18 protein-coding genes are annotated in these 14,208 nt (G+C 45.3%); 11 read left to right on the top strand and 7 right to left on the bottom strand.

All coding sequences use genetic code 11. The annotated features are described in order from the left end of the window. Positions 1–35 precede the first annotated feature (35 nt). Positions 36–1,262 carry a bifunctional glutamate N-acetyltransferase/amino-acid acetyltransferase ArgJ gene (gene argJ, locus C3Y98_RS00705; protein WP_135276212.1) on the top strand — a complete coding sequence of 409 codons (1,227 nt, stop codon included), beginning with the start codon at positions 36–38 and terminating at the stop codon, positions 1,260–1,262. Between the two features lie 47 nt (positions 1,263–1,309). Continuing rightward, positions 1,310–2,341: a Nudix family hydrolase gene (locus C3Y98_RS00700; RefSeq protein WP_245234275.1), complete on the top strand. Its 1,032-nt coding sequence runs from the start codon at positions 1,310–1,312 to the stop codon at positions 2,339–2,341. 18 nt (positions 2,342–2,359) lie between these two features. Here the strand turns inward: C3Y98_RS00700 and C3Y98_RS00695 are convergent, their stop codons facing one another. From C3Y98_RS00695 to C3Y98_RS00675, 5 genes are all read right to left on the bottom strand, one after another. After that, entirely contained in the window at positions 2,360–2,887 is a 528-nt protein-coding gene (locus tag C3Y98_RS00695) for a copper chaperone PCu(A)C (RefSeq protein ID WP_135276211.1), read from the bottom strand. Positions 2,888–2,921: 34 nt separating this feature from the next. Continuing rightward, the gene (yacG, locus tag C3Y98_RS00690) at positions 2,922–3,113 is read right to left on the bottom strand and encodes a DNA gyrase inhibitor YacG (protein WP_135276210.1); all 192 of its coding nucleotides are present in this window, start codon (positions 3,111–3,113) and stop codon (positions 2,922–2,924) included. 81 nt (positions 3,114–3,194) lie between these two features. Continuing rightward, complete coding sequence (gene zapD / locus C3Y98_RS00685; protein ID WP_135276209.1) at positions 3,195–3,953, bottom strand: cell division protein ZapD; 759 nt, start codon at positions 3,951–3,953, stop codon at positions 3,195–3,197. 76 nt (positions 3,954–4,029) lie between these two features. Further along, positions 4,030–4,647: a dephospho-CoA kinase gene (gene coaE, locus C3Y98_RS00680; protein WP_135276208.1), complete on the bottom strand. Its 618-nt coding sequence runs from the start codon at positions 4,645–4,647 to the stop codon at positions 4,030–4,032. 7 nt (positions 4,648–4,654) lie between these two features. Next, positions 4,655–5,524: a prepilin peptidase gene (locus C3Y98_RS00675; protein ID WP_135276207.1), complete on the bottom strand. Its 870-nt coding sequence runs from the start codon at positions 5,522–5,524 to the stop codon at positions 4,655–4,657. A 220-nt stretch (positions 5,525–5,744) separates the two neighbouring features. Between C3Y98_RS00675 and C3Y98_RS00670 the strand changes: the two genes are divergently transcribed. Continuing rightward, complete coding sequence (locus C3Y98_RS00670; RefSeq protein WP_135276206.1) at positions 5,745–6,116, top strand: hypothetical protein; 372 nt, start codon at positions 5,745–5,747, stop codon at positions 6,114–6,116. A gap of 32 nt (positions 6,117–6,148) precedes the next feature. On the opposite strand, the gene ispB is transcribed toward C3Y98_RS00670, so the two are convergent. Then, positions 6,149–7,117 (bottom strand): octaprenyl diphosphate synthase, encoded by a 969-nt coding sequence (gene ispB, locus C3Y98_RS00665; RefSeq protein ID WP_135276205.1) that lies wholly within the window; start codon positions 7,115–7,117, stop codon positions 6,149–6,151. Positions 7,118–7,494: 377 nt separating this feature from the next. Between ispB and rplU the strand changes: the two genes are divergently transcribed. The 8 genes from rplU to C3Y98_RS00625 all read left to right on the top strand — a co-directional run bounded on the left by rplU (position 7,495) and on the right by C3Y98_RS00625 (position 13,700). After that, positions 7,495–7,809, top strand: coding sequence for a 50S ribosomal protein L21 (gene rplU / locus C3Y98_RS00660; protein ID WP_015831468.1), 315 nt, complete (start codon positions 7,495–7,497; stop codon positions 7,807–7,809). Between the two features lie 29 nt (positions 7,810–7,838). Continuing rightward, a complete protein-coding gene (gene rpmA / locus C3Y98_RS00655) occupies positions 7,839–8,096 on the top strand; it encodes a 50S ribosomal protein L27 (protein ID WP_015831469.1) in 258 nt (85 codons plus the stop codon). A gap of 221 nt (positions 8,097–8,317) precedes the next feature. Next, the gene (obgE, locus tag C3Y98_RS00650) at positions 8,318–9,409 is read left to right on the top strand and encodes a GTPase ObgE (RefSeq protein WP_135276204.1); all 1,092 of its coding nucleotides are present in this window, start codon (positions 8,318–8,320) and stop codon (positions 9,407–9,409) included. Beyond that, positions 9,396–10,538 (top strand): glutamate 5-kinase, encoded by a 1,143-nt coding sequence (gene proB, locus C3Y98_RS00645; RefSeq protein ID WP_135276203.1) that lies wholly within the window; start codon positions 9,396–9,398, stop codon positions 10,536–10,538. Before obgE ends, proB begins: the two co-directional genes overlap by 14 nt. Before the next feature lie 77 nt (positions 10,539–10,615). After that, positions 10,616–11,122 (top strand): 5-(carboxyamino)imidazole ribonucleotide mutase, encoded by a 507-nt coding sequence (gene purE, locus C3Y98_RS00640; RefSeq protein WP_135276202.1) that lies wholly within the window; start codon positions 10,616–10,618, stop codon positions 11,120–11,122. After that, entirely contained in the window at positions 11,119–12,273 is a 1,155-nt protein-coding gene (locus C3Y98_RS00635; RefSeq protein ID WP_135276201.1) for a 5-(carboxyamino)imidazole ribonucleotide synthase, read from the top strand. The genes purE and C3Y98_RS00635 overlap by 4 nt, the downstream gene beginning before the upstream one ends. Positions 12,274–12,401: 128 nt before the next feature. Then, positions 12,402–13,238 (top strand): prohibitin family protein, encoded by an 837-nt coding sequence (locus tag C3Y98_RS00630; RefSeq protein WP_135276200.1) that lies wholly within the window; start codon positions 12,402–12,404, stop codon positions 13,236–13,238. 12 nt (positions 13,239–13,250) lie between these two features. Beyond that, complete coding sequence (locus C3Y98_RS00625) at positions 13,251–13,700, top strand: hypothetical protein (RefSeq protein WP_135276199.1); 450 nt, start codon at positions 13,251–13,253, stop codon at positions 13,698–13,700. A 108-nt stretch (positions 13,701–13,808) separates the two neighbouring features. Here the strand turns inward: C3Y98_RS00625 and rpsT are convergent, their stop codons facing one another. Further along, positions 13,809–14,072 (bottom strand): 30S ribosomal protein S20, encoded by a 264-nt coding sequence (gene rpsT, locus C3Y98_RS00620; RefSeq protein ID WP_015831476.1) that lies wholly within the window; start codon positions 14,070–14,072, stop codon positions 13,809–13,811. Positions 14,073–14,208 lie beyond the last annotated feature (136 nt).

Here is a 14,208-nt window from a genome sequence, read left to right as displayed (position 1 = left end):
ATTTAAATATTATTGGAAATGAGTAAGGAACTGTTATGCCAGTTAAATTAACTGCACCTCTAGCTTCATCTTTATTGCCTGTAAATGGCGTTGAATTGGGTTATGCGGAGGCACACGTAAGAAAACCTAACCGTAAAGATGTGTTGGTGATCAAGCTCGCTGAGGGTACGCGCGTGGCTGGTGTTTTTACTAAAAATCGTTTCTGTGCTGCACCCGTGGTGCTTTGTAAAGACTTTTTAGCGCAACAAGCTGGTATCCGTGCTTTGCTGGTTAATACTGGCTGTGCCAATGCTGGCACCGGTGAGGATGGCCTGCAACGTGCTCAGCGGAGCTGCGACGCGCTAGCTAGCTTGCTTGGTATTCAGGCAAATCAAGTGCTGCCATTTTCTACCGGTGTTATTTTAGAGCCGTTGCCTGTTGATAAAGTAGTGGCTGGTTTGCCAGCAGCTATCGCTAATTTAAAAGCGGATAACTGGCTGAATGCCGCTGAGGCGATTATGACGACCGATATTGTGGCTAAAGGCACATCTCGTCAATTGAACGTGGGTGGTAAAACTATCACCATTACAGGCATGAGCAAAGGCTCAGGCATGATTCATCCTAATATGGCAACCATGCTGGGCTATGTTGCAACAGATGCTGCGATTAGCCAATCTGCACTCGAAAGTATGATTCAATATGCAGTGAATAAGTCATTTAACTGCATTACGGTAGATGGCGACACTTCGACCAATGATAGCCTGATTTTTATGGCGACCAACCAAGCTGCCAACGCTGAAATTACCGAAAGTAGTGCAGACTATATTGCGCTGCGCGATGCGTTCACCGATGTGGCCGTTGAGTTAGCACAAGCGATTGTGCGCGACGGTGAAGGCGCAACCAAGTTTATGTCGATTGTTGTTGAGCGTGGACAAAATGAAGAAGAATGCCGCAAAGTGGCTTATGCCATTGCGCATTCGCCATTGGTTAAAACCGCATTTTTTGCATCGGATCCTAACTTAGGCCGCATCTTGGCTGCGATTGGCTATGCAGGCGTAGATGATTTGGATGTGAATGCCTTGCAATTGTATTTGGGGGATGTGTTAGTGGCAGAGCAGGGTGGCCGCGCTAGCTCATACCTAGAGGAGCAAGGTTCAGCTGTGATGAGTGAATCTGATATCGTTGTGCGCGTAGTGCTTAATCGTGGTGATGCCGCAGTGACGATTTGGACATGTGACTTCTCGTATGATTACGTAAAGATTAATGCAGACTATCGCTCTTAATCATCATTAAGCTGCATCCAACTCAAGCTAACAAGAAAACCTAAAACATGAGCAACAGCGCCCTTAATTTATCCTCAGATAGTTCGATCACCAGCATGCCGGCTTCGCAAGTGACAGAAGCGGCAGTTGGTATCATTCAGCGCGATAACGGTATGGTGTTGCTAGGCGAGCGCCCGGCTGGTAAACCTTGGGAGGGGTATTGGGAGTTTCCAGGTGGTAAGGTAGAGCCTAACGAGACGCCTGCGCAAGCCCTGAAGCGGGAGTTGCAGGAGGAGTTGGGCATTACGGTCACGCGCTTTCACTCATGGATTACGCGCACTTATGAGTATGAGGCGCGCTATGATCAATCTGGAAAATTAATCACACCGGCAAAGGCCGTCAAACTACATTTTTTTATTGTAGTGGAGTGGCAAGGTGATCCGGTCGGTCTGGAGGATCAATTGTTAAGTTGGCAGAATCCGGAAAAGCTAACGGTGGGGCCTATGTTGCCAGCTAACAGCCCAATTCTCACTGCGCTCAGCTTGGCTTCTACCTATGCCATCAGCAATTTAAAGGAAATGGGGGAGGTGCTGTTTTTTGAGCGTCTAAAAATTGCGCTGGAAAATGGGTTGATGATGATACAGGTGCGCGAGCCGCATCTATCCAAACAGGATTTAATGTTGTTTGCCGAGCATGTGATTGCGCTGGCAAAGCCGTTTGAAGCAAAAGTGTTTATTAATACAGATGTGCAAAGTGCACAGCAACTTAACGCTTCTGGCGTACATTTGTCCGCAGAGCGGTTGATGCAACTCAAAATTAAGCCTGAAGGTCTGCTTGTGGGGGCCTCCTGCCATAATGCAGCAGAGTTGGCGCATGCAAAAATGCTGGCATTAGACTACGTGACGCTATCACCAGTTAAATCAACGCTAAGTCATCCTGATGCAAGTCCACTGGGCTGGGATGTATTTAATCAGCTGATTGCAGGGTATTCATTACCTGTGTTTGCGCTGGGCGGAATGCTCAGGGAGGATCTGGATACGGCAAGAACCTATGGCGCGCACGGAATTGCGATGCAGCGCGATGTATGGGGCGCGCTATAGGTTGGTATGCCTTGTAAGTCAGTGGCTGTGGTGATGTTCGTGATCGCTATGGTTGGCTGGGCCGCTATTGTTTTCGGCATTCTTAACCGTGGCCTTCACGCTTTGTTTGAATTCAATATTCTGCTTATTTTTAAATGTCAGTTCAAAGTTCACCGTTTGTGCATCAATTAGCGGTTTTTTCAGGTCAAATAGCATAAAGTGGTAACCAGCCGGTTCTAACTTGTAAGGCTTGCCAGCAGCGAGTGACAGTGAATCTAGCATGCGCATTTTCATCACGTTGTTTTCCATTTTCATGCTGTGAATTTCCACGCTTTCGCTCACGTCACTTTCAATCTTCACCAAGGTCGTATCATTGGCACTGGTGATTGTCATATAACCAGCACTGATATTTTGCCCCGGATAGGTGGCTTTCACCCAAGGGTTGTGGATGGTGATATTCTCTTGTGCATGGCTTAGCGTGGCTGTTGCAGCAAGTAGTAGCGCAAAGCCGTAACGCAAGCTGCGTTGTATATGGTTACCTAATAGGTGTGGCTGCGCTATTGTCATGTTGAGCACCTTGAGATTTTTCGTGGTTAAATACTTACTGCGTTAACTCGTCTGGTAAGTCGTTATCTTTTTCTGCTGCTGGTATTGCGTAGTCTTCATTGGCCCAGGCGCCTAAATCTATCATTTCACAGCGCTTGCTGCAGAATGGTCTGTAGGCGTTAAGCGTTGAAAATTCCACTAGTTTTTTGCATGTTGGGCATGCAACCAGGCGTTTGTTTTGGGTCATATCTAGGTGTGCCTTGCTTTTACTTTAAGATTTAAGCATTATCACTTGAAGGTGGGTGTAACTTGGCTAATAGGATTGCACTTAAAGGTTACATAGCGTTAATGTGAAGTCTACATCTTCTTCAAATTTCTGCGGTTTCTGTGTGCAGTCTAGCGTGTTGAATCTAATATTGATTGCGTATTTATTGGCACTTACCTCAGGGAAGCAGTTTAGGTTGTCTGCAAGGTTGATTTTTAACATTTGCGCCGGTCTGACGCCACCCAGCATTTGCTGGTAAACACCGTTAGTGGCAACTAGCTTGTTGGTGCTGCCGCTACCGCGCAAAATACGTAAGATGATGATGATCGCCTGCTGCATTGGAATCAGCGGTTTAATCCATGACTCTAAGTCATGCTTTCGACGTTCTGTGCCGAGTCCTAGCCAGTAGTGGTAAGACGGCACATCAAATTCACATACGCCACCTGGGATGCCTGCGCGTTGTTTAATGCTCATTAGCCATTCGTTAGCACGTAAGGTTTGCCCAAGTTTAGTCGTTTCTGCACGTAACGCATCTGAGGCCACACTAATATCGTCTAGCGTTGCTTCTAACGCTTCGGCAGAAATAATGGGGTTGCCTATCAGCATGCGCATGGCTGTTTTCTGGCGGTCGAGTTCTTGCAGTAAGTCAACCTTGAGTTCTGCACGGTCAACCACGTCTAGAATTTGTAAAAGTGTCAGCAGGGCGCAATGATGCTGAAACTCATGCTCTGCGGCAACGTTATGCAAAACTTTGGCAAACAAATCCTCTACGCGTAGCAGCGTGCGTATGCGTTCATTAAAAGGATAGTCGTAACTAGGCATGTTTAATCATGTAGCCAAATGCTTTTTTAGGTTAGGCCGTTGCATTGAATTTAAAAGTTGAACTGGATTATCAAATTTATTTGCTAACTATGCAAGTCTTAATAAGTTTTTTATGGAATTCATTAATTTTTTCCGTTAACTCATGTACGGTGCCGCTGTTGTCTATGATTGCATCGGCAAGATTACGCCTGTTTTCTCTCGAAGTTTGTGCGAGCATCAGCTTTTTTACCTCGTCGGCCGAGAGCTTGCTGCGGCTCATTGCCCGCTGGATTTGTAATGACTCATCGCAATCAATCACTAAGGTTGTGTTGGCAATAGACTGATAGCGCTTATTTTCAAACAGTAAAGGCACCACTAGCAGTTGGTAGCTAGGGTGTAGGTTCTGTTCATTGTTTTGTAGGGTTTGCCATGCCTGTTCATAGATGGCTGGGTGTAGTAATTGTTCCAGCTTCGCTTTTTCATCGGCGTCACTGAAGATATGCTGGCGCAGTTTACCGCGGTTAAGTGTGCCATCGTCATTGAAAAAATGTGCGCCAAAAATTCGCTCTATTTCGTTGAGTAACGGGCTGCCGAGTGCTGTTAATGCATGGGCAATCACGTCTGTATCTACCACGGGAATGCCTAGGCTGGCGAAGTGTCTAGAAGCTTCGCTTTTGCCCGAGCCAATTCCGCCAGTGAGTGCGACGACGTACATGGTCTAGCTACGGCAAGTAAAGCGTGGCCAGTGATTGGCCAAAAAACAATGCAGCAATGCCGCCAATAGCTAAGAATGGGCCAAACGGCATAGGTACTTCTTTGCCACGTTTTGTGACTACAATCAAAGCAATGCCGATGATTGCGCCTAGTGTGGATGATAAGAGCACCACGGCAGGGAGTTGCTGCCAGCCAAACCATGCGCCAATCGCTGCCAGTAGTTTGAAGTCACCATAGCCCATACCCTCTTTGCCTCGAATTAGCTTAAACAGCCAGTAAACAGACCATAGCACTAGGTATCCCGCCATCGCGCCAATGACTGCAGATTTTAAATCCGTAAATCCGGTATTTAAGTTAAATAAAATGCCTAACCACAGTAGAGGTAGGGTAATGTCATCCGGGAGGAGCTGAGTGTCAAAATCAATAAAAGTCAGAGTGATGAGTGCTAACGCAAATATCCATGCCATTAAGGTGATGCTTGTGTAGCCAAATTTCCAGCTGATAGCGCCAATTAAAGCCCCGGTCAAAGCCTCAATCAAGGGGTAGCGCATACTAATGGGGGTTTTGCATCCTTTGCAGCGCCCTCTTAATGCTAGGTAGCTAATGATTGGTATGTTTTCCAAAGCCGAGATATTGTGCCCGCAGTGTGGACAGGCAGAACGCGGTTGGCACAGGTTGTATTTGGTGGCAGTAGGAATTTCTTTTCCTTGCAGCTCTAGGCAGTTGTTATGCCATTCTTGCTCCATCATTTTGGGCAGGCGGTGGATGACGACGTTTAAAAAACTGCCAACCATGAGACCGATGATTATAGAAAGCGCAATAAATAAGGTGTTGTTTTGTTGAAGGATAGTAGATATTTCATTTAATGCATCAGGCATGGCAGTCCTTTGGTCGGGCTTGTTGTGGGCATCGCTTCAAGATAAAACTATAACGTGCCGTTAACTAACTGTAAACTTAATGCACGGTCTTAGCGTTAAGTGATTATAACTATCATGGTTTAGTTTGGGGCTCCGGACTTGAAAATTAAGCAGGGTGCCACAAATATAGAGTTGGTAATTGATATTATAATAGAGCGGTAATTTGTATTAAGGACACAATATGACAGACACTAATCATCAACTGAATGCAGCTGAACTAGTTCAGGCTGAGATGCATCACCCAGAGTGGGATGAGCCTATTATTTGCCGTGTTGAGGTTGATTTGCCAAGTTGGTTATCACAATTGGCAGGTGGTAAGGATTGGGAAGTCTATTCTGAGGCGGAGGAAGAAAACTGCATTAGTTTCGCCATGCGTGAGATTGCAGTTAAAAAGCCAAAATTGGCTGAGGTGACGTTGTATCACAACGGATACGCTGTGGTTGATGTTGAAGGGCAGTCATTGTTTGACGGGTCTTTAACTGCAGGCACTAGTGATTGCGCACACCTGACTTATTACCATGCGGATAGTGGTGAGAAAATCGTCTTGAACTAAAATATCTGCTTTTAGCCGAGTTTCCCCATCGGCTAAAAGCTTCTTGTTACCGCAAAATCTGCAAGCTCAATCAGTGCTTGCTTGAATTTTGACTCCGGAAAATGTGCAATCGCCGCATGGCAATGGGCGGATTCTGCTTCAGCCATTTTCTTCACATGATCGAGCGACCCGGAGTTTTTCACAATTTCTACAACCTGAGCTAAATGTTCCAAGCCGCCTTGCTCAATTGCATTGCGGATGAGTTGGCTTTGTTCGGTGTTGCTGTTGCGCATCGCATATAAAAGCGGCAATGTTGGTTTGCCTTCAGCTAAATCGTCACCCAAGTTTTTACCGATGTCTTCACTGTTGCCGCTTAAATCAAGAATGTCATCTATTAATTGAAAAGCAGTGCCTAGATGCATCCCATAAGCAGTAAGCGCTGCTTCGTCTTTTGCACTGGCTTCGCTAATAATCGCGCCTAGTCTCGTTGCTGCTTCAAAAAGTTTGGCGGTTTTGTAATGAATTACTTGTAGGTAAGCGTCGTCGGAAATGTCAGCATTATTCACGTTTAGCAGTTGCAGTACTTCGCCTTCGGCGATCACGTTGGTCGCATTACTTAGCACTTCCATGACGCGCATGTTCTGTACGGCGACCATCATTTGAAAAGCACGTGAATAAACAAAGTCGCCAACTAAGACGCTAGCTGCGTTGCCAAATAAGGCGTTAGCTGTGCTCTTGCCTCTACGTTTGGAAGACTCGTCCACCACGTCGTCATGTAGCAGCGTTGCTGTGTGGATAAACTCAACAACCGCAGCCAGTTGGTGGTGTTGCGCTTGAATTTCGCCGAACAGGCCTGCTGAAAGTAACACAAGCATAGGGCGCAATCTTTTTCCGCCGCTGTTGATGATGTATTCGGCTATCTGGTTAACCAGAGTCACTTCCGAATGTAGTGATTGGCGGATGGTTGTATCCACCATGCGCATGTCGTCGTTTATGCAAGATTGAATGATGCTTGGAGTCACATTAATAAAACCTGTAAAATGAAATCTGATTTTATCACAGCCTATTTAAATCCTAGATTTTCAATGGTATGGTTTTTTAGCCATATTCATCTATATAATAATGTTTTTGGTTTTTTAAGCTGCACACTGCATTCTTAAGCTAAATTCCGTAGGCTGAACCTAGCCGATTGTGAGTGTTTTTAGTGGTTCTTTGTGGTGGCTTTTTTGCTTGGAGTGCAACCAAATGCTTGGCTGTGCATTGCTAATTAGGCGACGACAGTTTACCTGGTAAAATTTAATCTAATATTTTTGTGAAATTGCTTAGATTAAGGTTTGCTTTACAGGATAAATTGCGTATAATGCGCGATTCTTTTGAAGTATGAGTTAAAGGCATAATCATGTATGCAGTAATCAAAACTGGTGGTAAACAATATCGCGTAGTTCAAGGCGAAAGATTAAAAGTTGAGAAACTAGAAGTTGAAGTTGGCGGCACAGTTACGCTAGATCAAATTCTTATGGTTTCTGACGGTGATAACACAACAATTGGTTCTCCAATTATTAAAGGTGCTACTGTGAAAGCAACGGTTGTTTCACATGGCCGTGGCGACAAAGTAATGATTTTTAAATTCCGCCGTCGTAAGCACTACCGTAAAACACAAGGCCATCGCCAAAGTTATACGGAAATTAAAATTGAAGCAATCGCTGCTAAATAAGCAGTTATCGTTAAGTTAAGGATTAAATCATGGCACACAAAAAAGCAGGCGGTAGTTCACGTAACGGTCGCGACTCACAAGCCCAACGTTTAGGCGTTAAAGCATTCGGTGAGCAATTTGTTTCAGCTGGTAGCATTATCGTGCGTCAACGTGGTACTAGAATGCACGCTGGTGAAAACGTAGGTATGGGTAAAGATCATACTTTGTACGCTAAAGCAGACGGTAAAGTGAGCTTTACAATTAAAGGCGCATTAAAACGTAAAACTGTGAATATTATTCCAGCTTAGTTTTTTGCGATAATTTAAGAAGCCCTGTCGTTTGATGGGGCTTTTTTATTTGGTACGCGCTGGCAGAATGTTTTTTCAATTCGTGCGTTCTTGCTAGTTTGTTGTTGAGTAGTGTTTTCTTATTGAATGGTAATGTAGTGGTAATTACCCTTTATAAAAATCTCCTACAAAACATAATCTTGCGCGATAATTACATGAACTGATTATACAGTCTGGGTATTATGAAATTTATTGACGAAGCTACTATTAAAATTTATGCGGGTGACGGCGGTAACGGCGTCGCCACGTTTCGTCGTGAAAAGTACGAGCCGATGGGTGGTCCAAGCGGCGGTGATGGCGGCCGCGGTGGTTCTATCATTATTGAGGCGGATCGTAACATCAATACCTTAGTGGACTATCGTTACACGCGTAGCTTTAGGGCTGAGCGCGGTGAAAATGGGCGTAGTGCTGAGTGCTACGGCGCTAAAGGCGAGGATATGATTTTGCGTGTACCGGTTGGTACCGTCATTTCCGATAAGTCTAGTGAACAAATGCTGGTGGATTTGAGTGAGCATGGTCAGCGTGCACAGATGGCGACAGGCGGCAAAGGTGGCTTGGGCAATGTGCATTTTAAATCCAGCTTGAATCGTGCACCGCGTCAATGTACTAAAGGTGAGCCGGGTGAAGAACTTGAGCTTTATTTAGAGCTTAAGGTCTTGGCTGACGTGGGCTTGTTGGGCATGCCTAACGCGGGTAAGTCTACATTTATACGCTCCGTGTCTGCGGCCAAACCAAAAGTTGCCGATTATCCATTTACGACATTGCATCCTAATTTGGGTGTGGTGCGTGTTGATGCTGAGCGTAGCTTTGTGATTGCGGATATTCCGGGCATTATTGAAGGTGCTGCTGAAGGTGCTGGTTTAGGCCATCAGTTCTTACGTCATTTGGCACGTACTTCTCTGTTGTTGCATTTGGTTGATGTCGCCCCGTTTGATGAGGCAGTTGACCCAGTGTATGAAGCGAAAGCGATTGTAGAAGAGCTTAGAAAGTATGATGAAGCCCTCTACAATAAACCACGCTGGTTAGTGTTGAATAAAATTGATATGTTGCCGGAATCAAAGCAGGTGGTTGAAAACTTTGTGAAAGCATATGGCTGGGAAGGTCGTGTGTTCGCAATTTCTGCCATTAGCGGTATTGGTTGCAAAGAGTTGACCTACGCAATCATGCAGCATATTGAGGAAAATAAGCAGCATGTAGATGAGGCTGCTGAGAATAAACAAGAAGCCGTAGTAAGTACTGCTGCCGATAAAGAAGCCGGGAATGAAGTCGTCTGAATTTAAGTCTCTAGTGCTAGATGCAAAAGTTATTGTGGTGAAGGTGGGTTCTAGCCTAGTCACTAATAATGGTAATGGTCTTGATCAAGTAGCGATTGCTGAGTGGGCTGCGCAAATTGCAGCGCTGGTGCAACAAGGTAAACAGGTTATTTTGGTTTCCAGTGGTGCAGTGGCTGAGGGAATGCAGCGCCTTGGCTGGAAAAAGCGTCCAGTGGCGGTGAATGAACTGCAGGCAGCCGCCGCGGTCGGGCAAATGGGCCTAGTGCAAATGTATGAGCGCTGTTTTAGCCAGCATCAGTTACATACTGCGCAGGTACTGCTTACACATGATGATTTGGCCGATAGAAAACGTTACCTGAATGCGCGAACCACACTACGCACTTTGCTAGACTTAAAAGTTATTCCAATTATTAATGAGAATGACACTGTGGTGACGGATGAGATTAAGTTTGGCGATAACGATACTTTAGGGTCGTTGGTCGCTAATCTGATTGAAGCTGATACTCTGGTGATTCTGACCGATCAGCAAGGTTTGTATTCAGCGGACCCACGTAAAGACTCTAATGCCCAGTTCGTACAGCATGCAACTGCCGGTGATTTAGCTTTAGAGCAAATGGCTGGCGGCGCAGGTAGTAGCGTAGGTACCGGTGGCATGTTGACCAAGATTTTAGCGGCAAAACGAGCTGCACGCAGTGGTGCGCATACTGTGATTGCTTCTGGCCGTGAACATAATGTGCTTGTGCGTTTAAGTGCGGGTGAGGTAATTGGCACGCATCTTGAGGCAACGCAGATGAAGATTGCCGCACGTAAGCAATGGCTTGCGGATCATTTGCGCACTACTGGTAAATTGGTGCTGGATGCTGGCGCTGTACGCGTGCTGGTGGCTGAAGGTAAAAGTTTACTGCCGATAGGTGTGACTGCGGTTGAGGGGTATTTTGAGCGCGGTGATGTGGTGGCTTGTGTGGATGTAGATGGTCACGAGATTGCACGTGGTTTGGTTAACTACTCTGCGAGTGAAACCGCACGCGTGATGCGTAAGCCTAGTCAGCAGATAGAATCAATTTTAGGTTACGTGGATGAATCCGAATTGATTCACCGTGATAATCTGGTCTTGTTAAAGCAAGGCTAAGCTTGCAAGCTTAGGTCGTAATAAGAAAGTCGTTAGTTTAATTAAATCTCTAGTTTTAATTTAGATTACATAAAGGAATGCATGTGGCAAATAATCAACCGTTGGTAGCCATTATTATGGGGTCAGACAGTGACTGGCCTGTAATGAGAAATGCTGCGCAAATGCTTGCTGATTTTGGTGTGACTTATGAAGCAAAAGTGGTTTCAGCACATCGTACGCCTGATTTGATGTTTGAGTTTGCTGAAACAGCTGCCACTAAAGGTATTCAAGTGATTATTGCTGGTGCTGGCGGTGCTGCACATTTGCCTGGTATGGTTGCTGCTAAAACTACGTTGCCAGTTTTGGGTGTGCCGGTGCCATCCAAGCATTTACAGGGTCAGGATTCATTATTATCAATTGTACAGATGCCAAAAGGCATCCCGGTAGCAACCTTCGCTATCGGTGATGCGGGCGCTGCCAATGCCGGTTTATTTGCTGTATCTATACTTGCAAACCAAAATGCTGCGCTGTCTGCCAAGCTGGCAGAGTTTCGTACCAAACAAACAGAAAAAGTATTTAACATGGAGTTAAGCGACAAACCATGAGTCAATCTTCTATGATTCTTCCACCAGCGATGCTGGGTATGTTAGGTGGCGGTCAATTAGGCCGTTTTTTTGTGATTGCCGCACATGAAATGGGCTATAAAGTGACGGTGCTGGATCCTGATCAAAACAGCCCTGCTGGCAAAATTGCGGATGTGCATATATGTGCCAAGTATGATGATGCAGAGGCATTAGCGCAAATGGCAGCAACTTGCCAAGCCATCACCACCGAATTTGAGAACGTGCCTGCTACAACATTGCGCACATTAGCGCAGTCTGTCCCGGTGCGACCATCCGCAGAGGCGGTTGGTATTGCGCAGCATCGAGTAAGTGAAAAGAATTTCCTGAAAGAAGCCGGCTTGCCGGTGGCGCCTTATGCCGTGATTGATGCTGAGTCAGATTTGCCGGCGGATGATAGTGAGATTTATCCTGCTATCCTTAAAGTGGCAAGGTTCGGTTACGATGGTAAGGGGCAGGCGCGTGTTGCCAATTTGAGTGAAGCAAAAGCTGCTTTTGCTGCATTCTCACAAGAAGAGTGCGTGCTGGAAAAAATGCTGAAACTGGATTACGAGGTTTCTGTTGTGCTTGCACGTGATGTAAACGGCCATGTTGCAACGTTCCCTACTGCTGAAAACAGCCATTTGAACGGTATTCTAGATATTTCTATTGTACCAGCGCGTGGTAGTGATGCGGTGAATCATCAGGCGCAGAAGTTGGCAATCAGCGTGGCTGAAAAGCTTCAATACACTGGCGTGTTGGGTGTGGAGTTCTTTGTGTGTGACGGTGAGTTGCTGGTGAATGAAATTGCACCACGCCCGCATAATTCTGGCCACTACACACTGGATGCTTGTATTACCAATCAGTTTGAACAGCAAGTGCGTGTAATGACAGGGTTGCCATTAGGTAGCAGCCGTCAGCATAGTCCGGCGGTGATGGTCAATCTGCTCGGTGATATTTGGCCAAATGAAGCACTGCAAACCGAGCCGGCTTGGCAATTGGCGCTGGGGGCTCCTACGCTTAAAATGCACCTATATGGTAAAGCAGAAGCACGCGCTGGCAGAAAAATGGGGCATTTCACTGTACTGGGTACCAATCGCGATGATGCAATTAAATTGGCGATGCAAGTACGCTCTGAACTCAAAATCGGCGAGTAAGCGTCGGTAGTCGTCTGCAAGACCTAGTCATGATGTGACTAGGTCTTTTTTATTTGTTTTAAGATTTTTATTAAGAATTTGGTACTATTTGCGTACCAATAACTTTAAAAAACAAATAGGGAGACATTATGGCTATACTCAATACCCCCTCAGATCAGTCCCAATCCGGCATAATCCGGACAATTAAGTTCATTGCGATATTGATTGCAGCACTCATCCTTATCTCCTGGCTGAACCCATTTGTGGTGATTAATGCCGGTCATCGTGGCGTGATTACGACCTTCGGTAAGGTTAATCCTACTGTGTTGGAAGAAGGCTTGCATTTCCGTATTCCTATCATGCAGCAAGTGACTGAGATCAATGTGCAGATACAAAAGGGTGAAGGTGACGGTGATGCTGCATCGCGTGACCTGCAACAAGTGCATGCCAAAATTGCGTTGAACTATCACTTAATTCCTAACCGAGTAGCGGAAACCTATCAAGCGATTGGTGATTTGGGCTCTGTTGGCGACCGTATTATTATCCCGGCCGTGCAAGAGGCAACCAAAGCCACTACCGCTAAATATACGGCGGAAGAGCTGATTAGCAAGCGCCCGGAGGTGCGTGACCAGATCAGTCAGTTCATGCGTGACAGGCTGTTGCGTCACGGTATCCAGATTGATGAGTTCAGTATCGTCAATTTCCGATTCTCCGAAAGCTTTAATCAAGCCATTGAAGCCAAGACGACAGCCGAGCAATTGAAACTAAAAGCTGAGCGCGATTTGGAGCGGATACGCGTTGAGGCTGAACAAAAAATCGCATCAGCAAAGGCGGAGGCTGAGTCACTGCGCTTGCAGAAACAAGAGATCACACCGGATCTGCTGAAATTGCGCGAGATCGAGAATCAGCGTGTAGCCCTAGAGAAATGGGATGGCCGTTTGCCGCAGGTCACAGGTGGATCTGTGCCACTCATCAATATTAAGTAAGTGAGATACATGTTGAAACTAACAGAGTTTCGCGCCTTAATCATTCTGCTGCTGTGCAGCTTCAGTTGGGCTGCATTGGCCAAGCCACCTTATCTGGAGCCTGGTGTTAATAACTACAGTGACATGCTCAGATTGCTAGGAAAGCCTCTGTCAAAAGAGGCTACGCCTGATGGTTGTAATTACTTATATGATGGTATTATTGTGAATATCAGTGGGCCTGATCAAGCTACGATTTTGACGGTTACTTATCTTAAGCCCAACATTTATAATAAATACTTATATCTTGATGTTGGTTTAACTGCTAATCGTATCAAAGAAAATATTAGTGATTATTACGAGTATAAAGAAGCTGCTTATCACTTCATCACTGATGATGAAAGGTCGGTAATTTTTTGGTTTGATAAGAATCAGCGTGTTGTTAAATATGTTCAAGCGCGCAAAGGCAGTTTGAAGCGTATTTAATAGTTAGAATCCTATATCAGAGTCAGTGAACAATAAAAAAGCCGAACTTAGTTCGGCTTTTTTATTTATTTAATAACTGTTCAAGTGCGTTGGCACTTGAGCGGTTAATTATGCCATCGCTTTAATCGCAGCGTTTAAGCGGCTTTTATGACGTGATGCTTTGTTTTTGTGAATGATGTTTTTGTCCGCAATGCGGTCAATAACACTTACATTCTCTGAGTACGCAGCAGTAGCTGCAGCTTTATCGCCAGCTTCTACAGCTTTAATGATTTTTTTAATTGCTGTGCGCAAAGTAGAACGCAAGCTTGCATTGTGAGCGCGTTGCTTAACTGCTTGACGAGCACGTTTTCTTGCTTGTGCGGTATTTGCCATCTGTTTTTCCTAAAAAGCTATTCAAAATACGAAGCCCGTAATCATAGCATTTTATAAATATATTGCAAGTTAAAATAATGCAAATATTGCTGTAAATAATACCTAGTGACTATTGGCGTGTTAAAATTATGCAATA

Source organism: Methylotenera oryzisoli (assembly GCF_004661485.1).
Classification (GTDB): Bacteria; Pseudomonadota; Gammaproteobacteria; order Burkholderiales; family Methylophilaceae; genus Methylotenera; species Methylotenera oryzisoli.
The sequence above is the reverse complement of the archived record's forward strand: the minus strand, read 5'-3'. Positions and strand labels throughout refer to the sequence as shown.

Coding starts and splice junctions, on each gene's coding strand:
- purE (WP_135276202.1), top strand. CDS start 10,616: ATGCATGTGGCAAATAATCAACCGTTGGTAGCCATTATTATGGGGTCA.
- C3Y98_RS00635 (WP_135276201.1), top strand. CDS start 11,119: ATGAGTCAATCTTCTATGATTCTTCCACCAGCGATGCTGGGTATGTTA.
- argJ (WP_135276212.1), top strand. CDS start 36: ATGCCAGTTAAATTAACTGCACCTCTAGCTTCATCTTTATTGCCTGTA.
- rplU (WP_015831468.1), top strand. CDS start 7,495: ATGTATGCAGTAATCAAAACTGGTGGTAAACAATATCGCGTAGTTCAA.
- proB (WP_135276203.1), top strand. CDS start 9,396: ATGAAGTCGTCTGAATTTAAGTCTCTAGTGCTAGATGCAAAAGTTATT.
- C3Y98_RS00670 (WP_135276206.1), top strand. CDS start 5,745: ATGACAGACACTAATCATCAACTGAATGCAGCTGAACTAGTTCAGGCT.
- rpsT (WP_015831476.1), bottom strand. CDS start 14,072: ATGGCAAATACCGCACAAGCAAGAAAACGTGCTCGTCAAGCAGTTAAG.
- C3Y98_RS00675 (WP_135276207.1), bottom strand. CDS start 5,524: ATGCCTGATGCATTAAATGAAATATCTACTATCCTTCAACAAAACAAC.
- coaE (WP_135276208.1), bottom strand. CDS start 4,647: ATGTACGTCGTCGCACTCACTGGCGGAATTGGCTCGGGCAAAAGCGAA.
- yacG (WP_135276210.1), bottom strand. CDS start 3,113: ATGACCCAAAACAAACGCCTGGTTGCATGCCCAACATGCAAAAAACTA.
- zapD (WP_135276209.1), bottom strand. CDS start 3,953: ATGCCTAGTTACGACTATCCTTTTAATGAACGCATACGCACGCTGCTA.
- C3Y98_RS00700 (WP_245234275.1), top strand. CDS start 1,310: ATGAGCAACAGCGCCCTTAATTTATCCTCAGATAGTTCGATCACCAGC.
- C3Y98_RS00630 (WP_135276200.1), top strand. CDS start 12,402: ATGGCTATACTCAATACCCCCTCAGATCAGTCCCAATCCGGCATAATC.
- C3Y98_RS00695 (WP_135276211.1), bottom strand. CDS start 2,887: ATGACAATAGCGCAGCCACACCTATTAGGTAACCATATACAACGCAGC.
- obgE (WP_135276204.1), top strand. CDS start 8,318: ATGAAATTTATTGACGAAGCTACTATTAAAATTTATGCGGGTGACGGC.
- rpmA (WP_015831469.1), top strand. CDS start 7,839: ATGGCACACAAAAAAGCAGGCGGTAGTTCACGTAACGGTCGCGACTCA.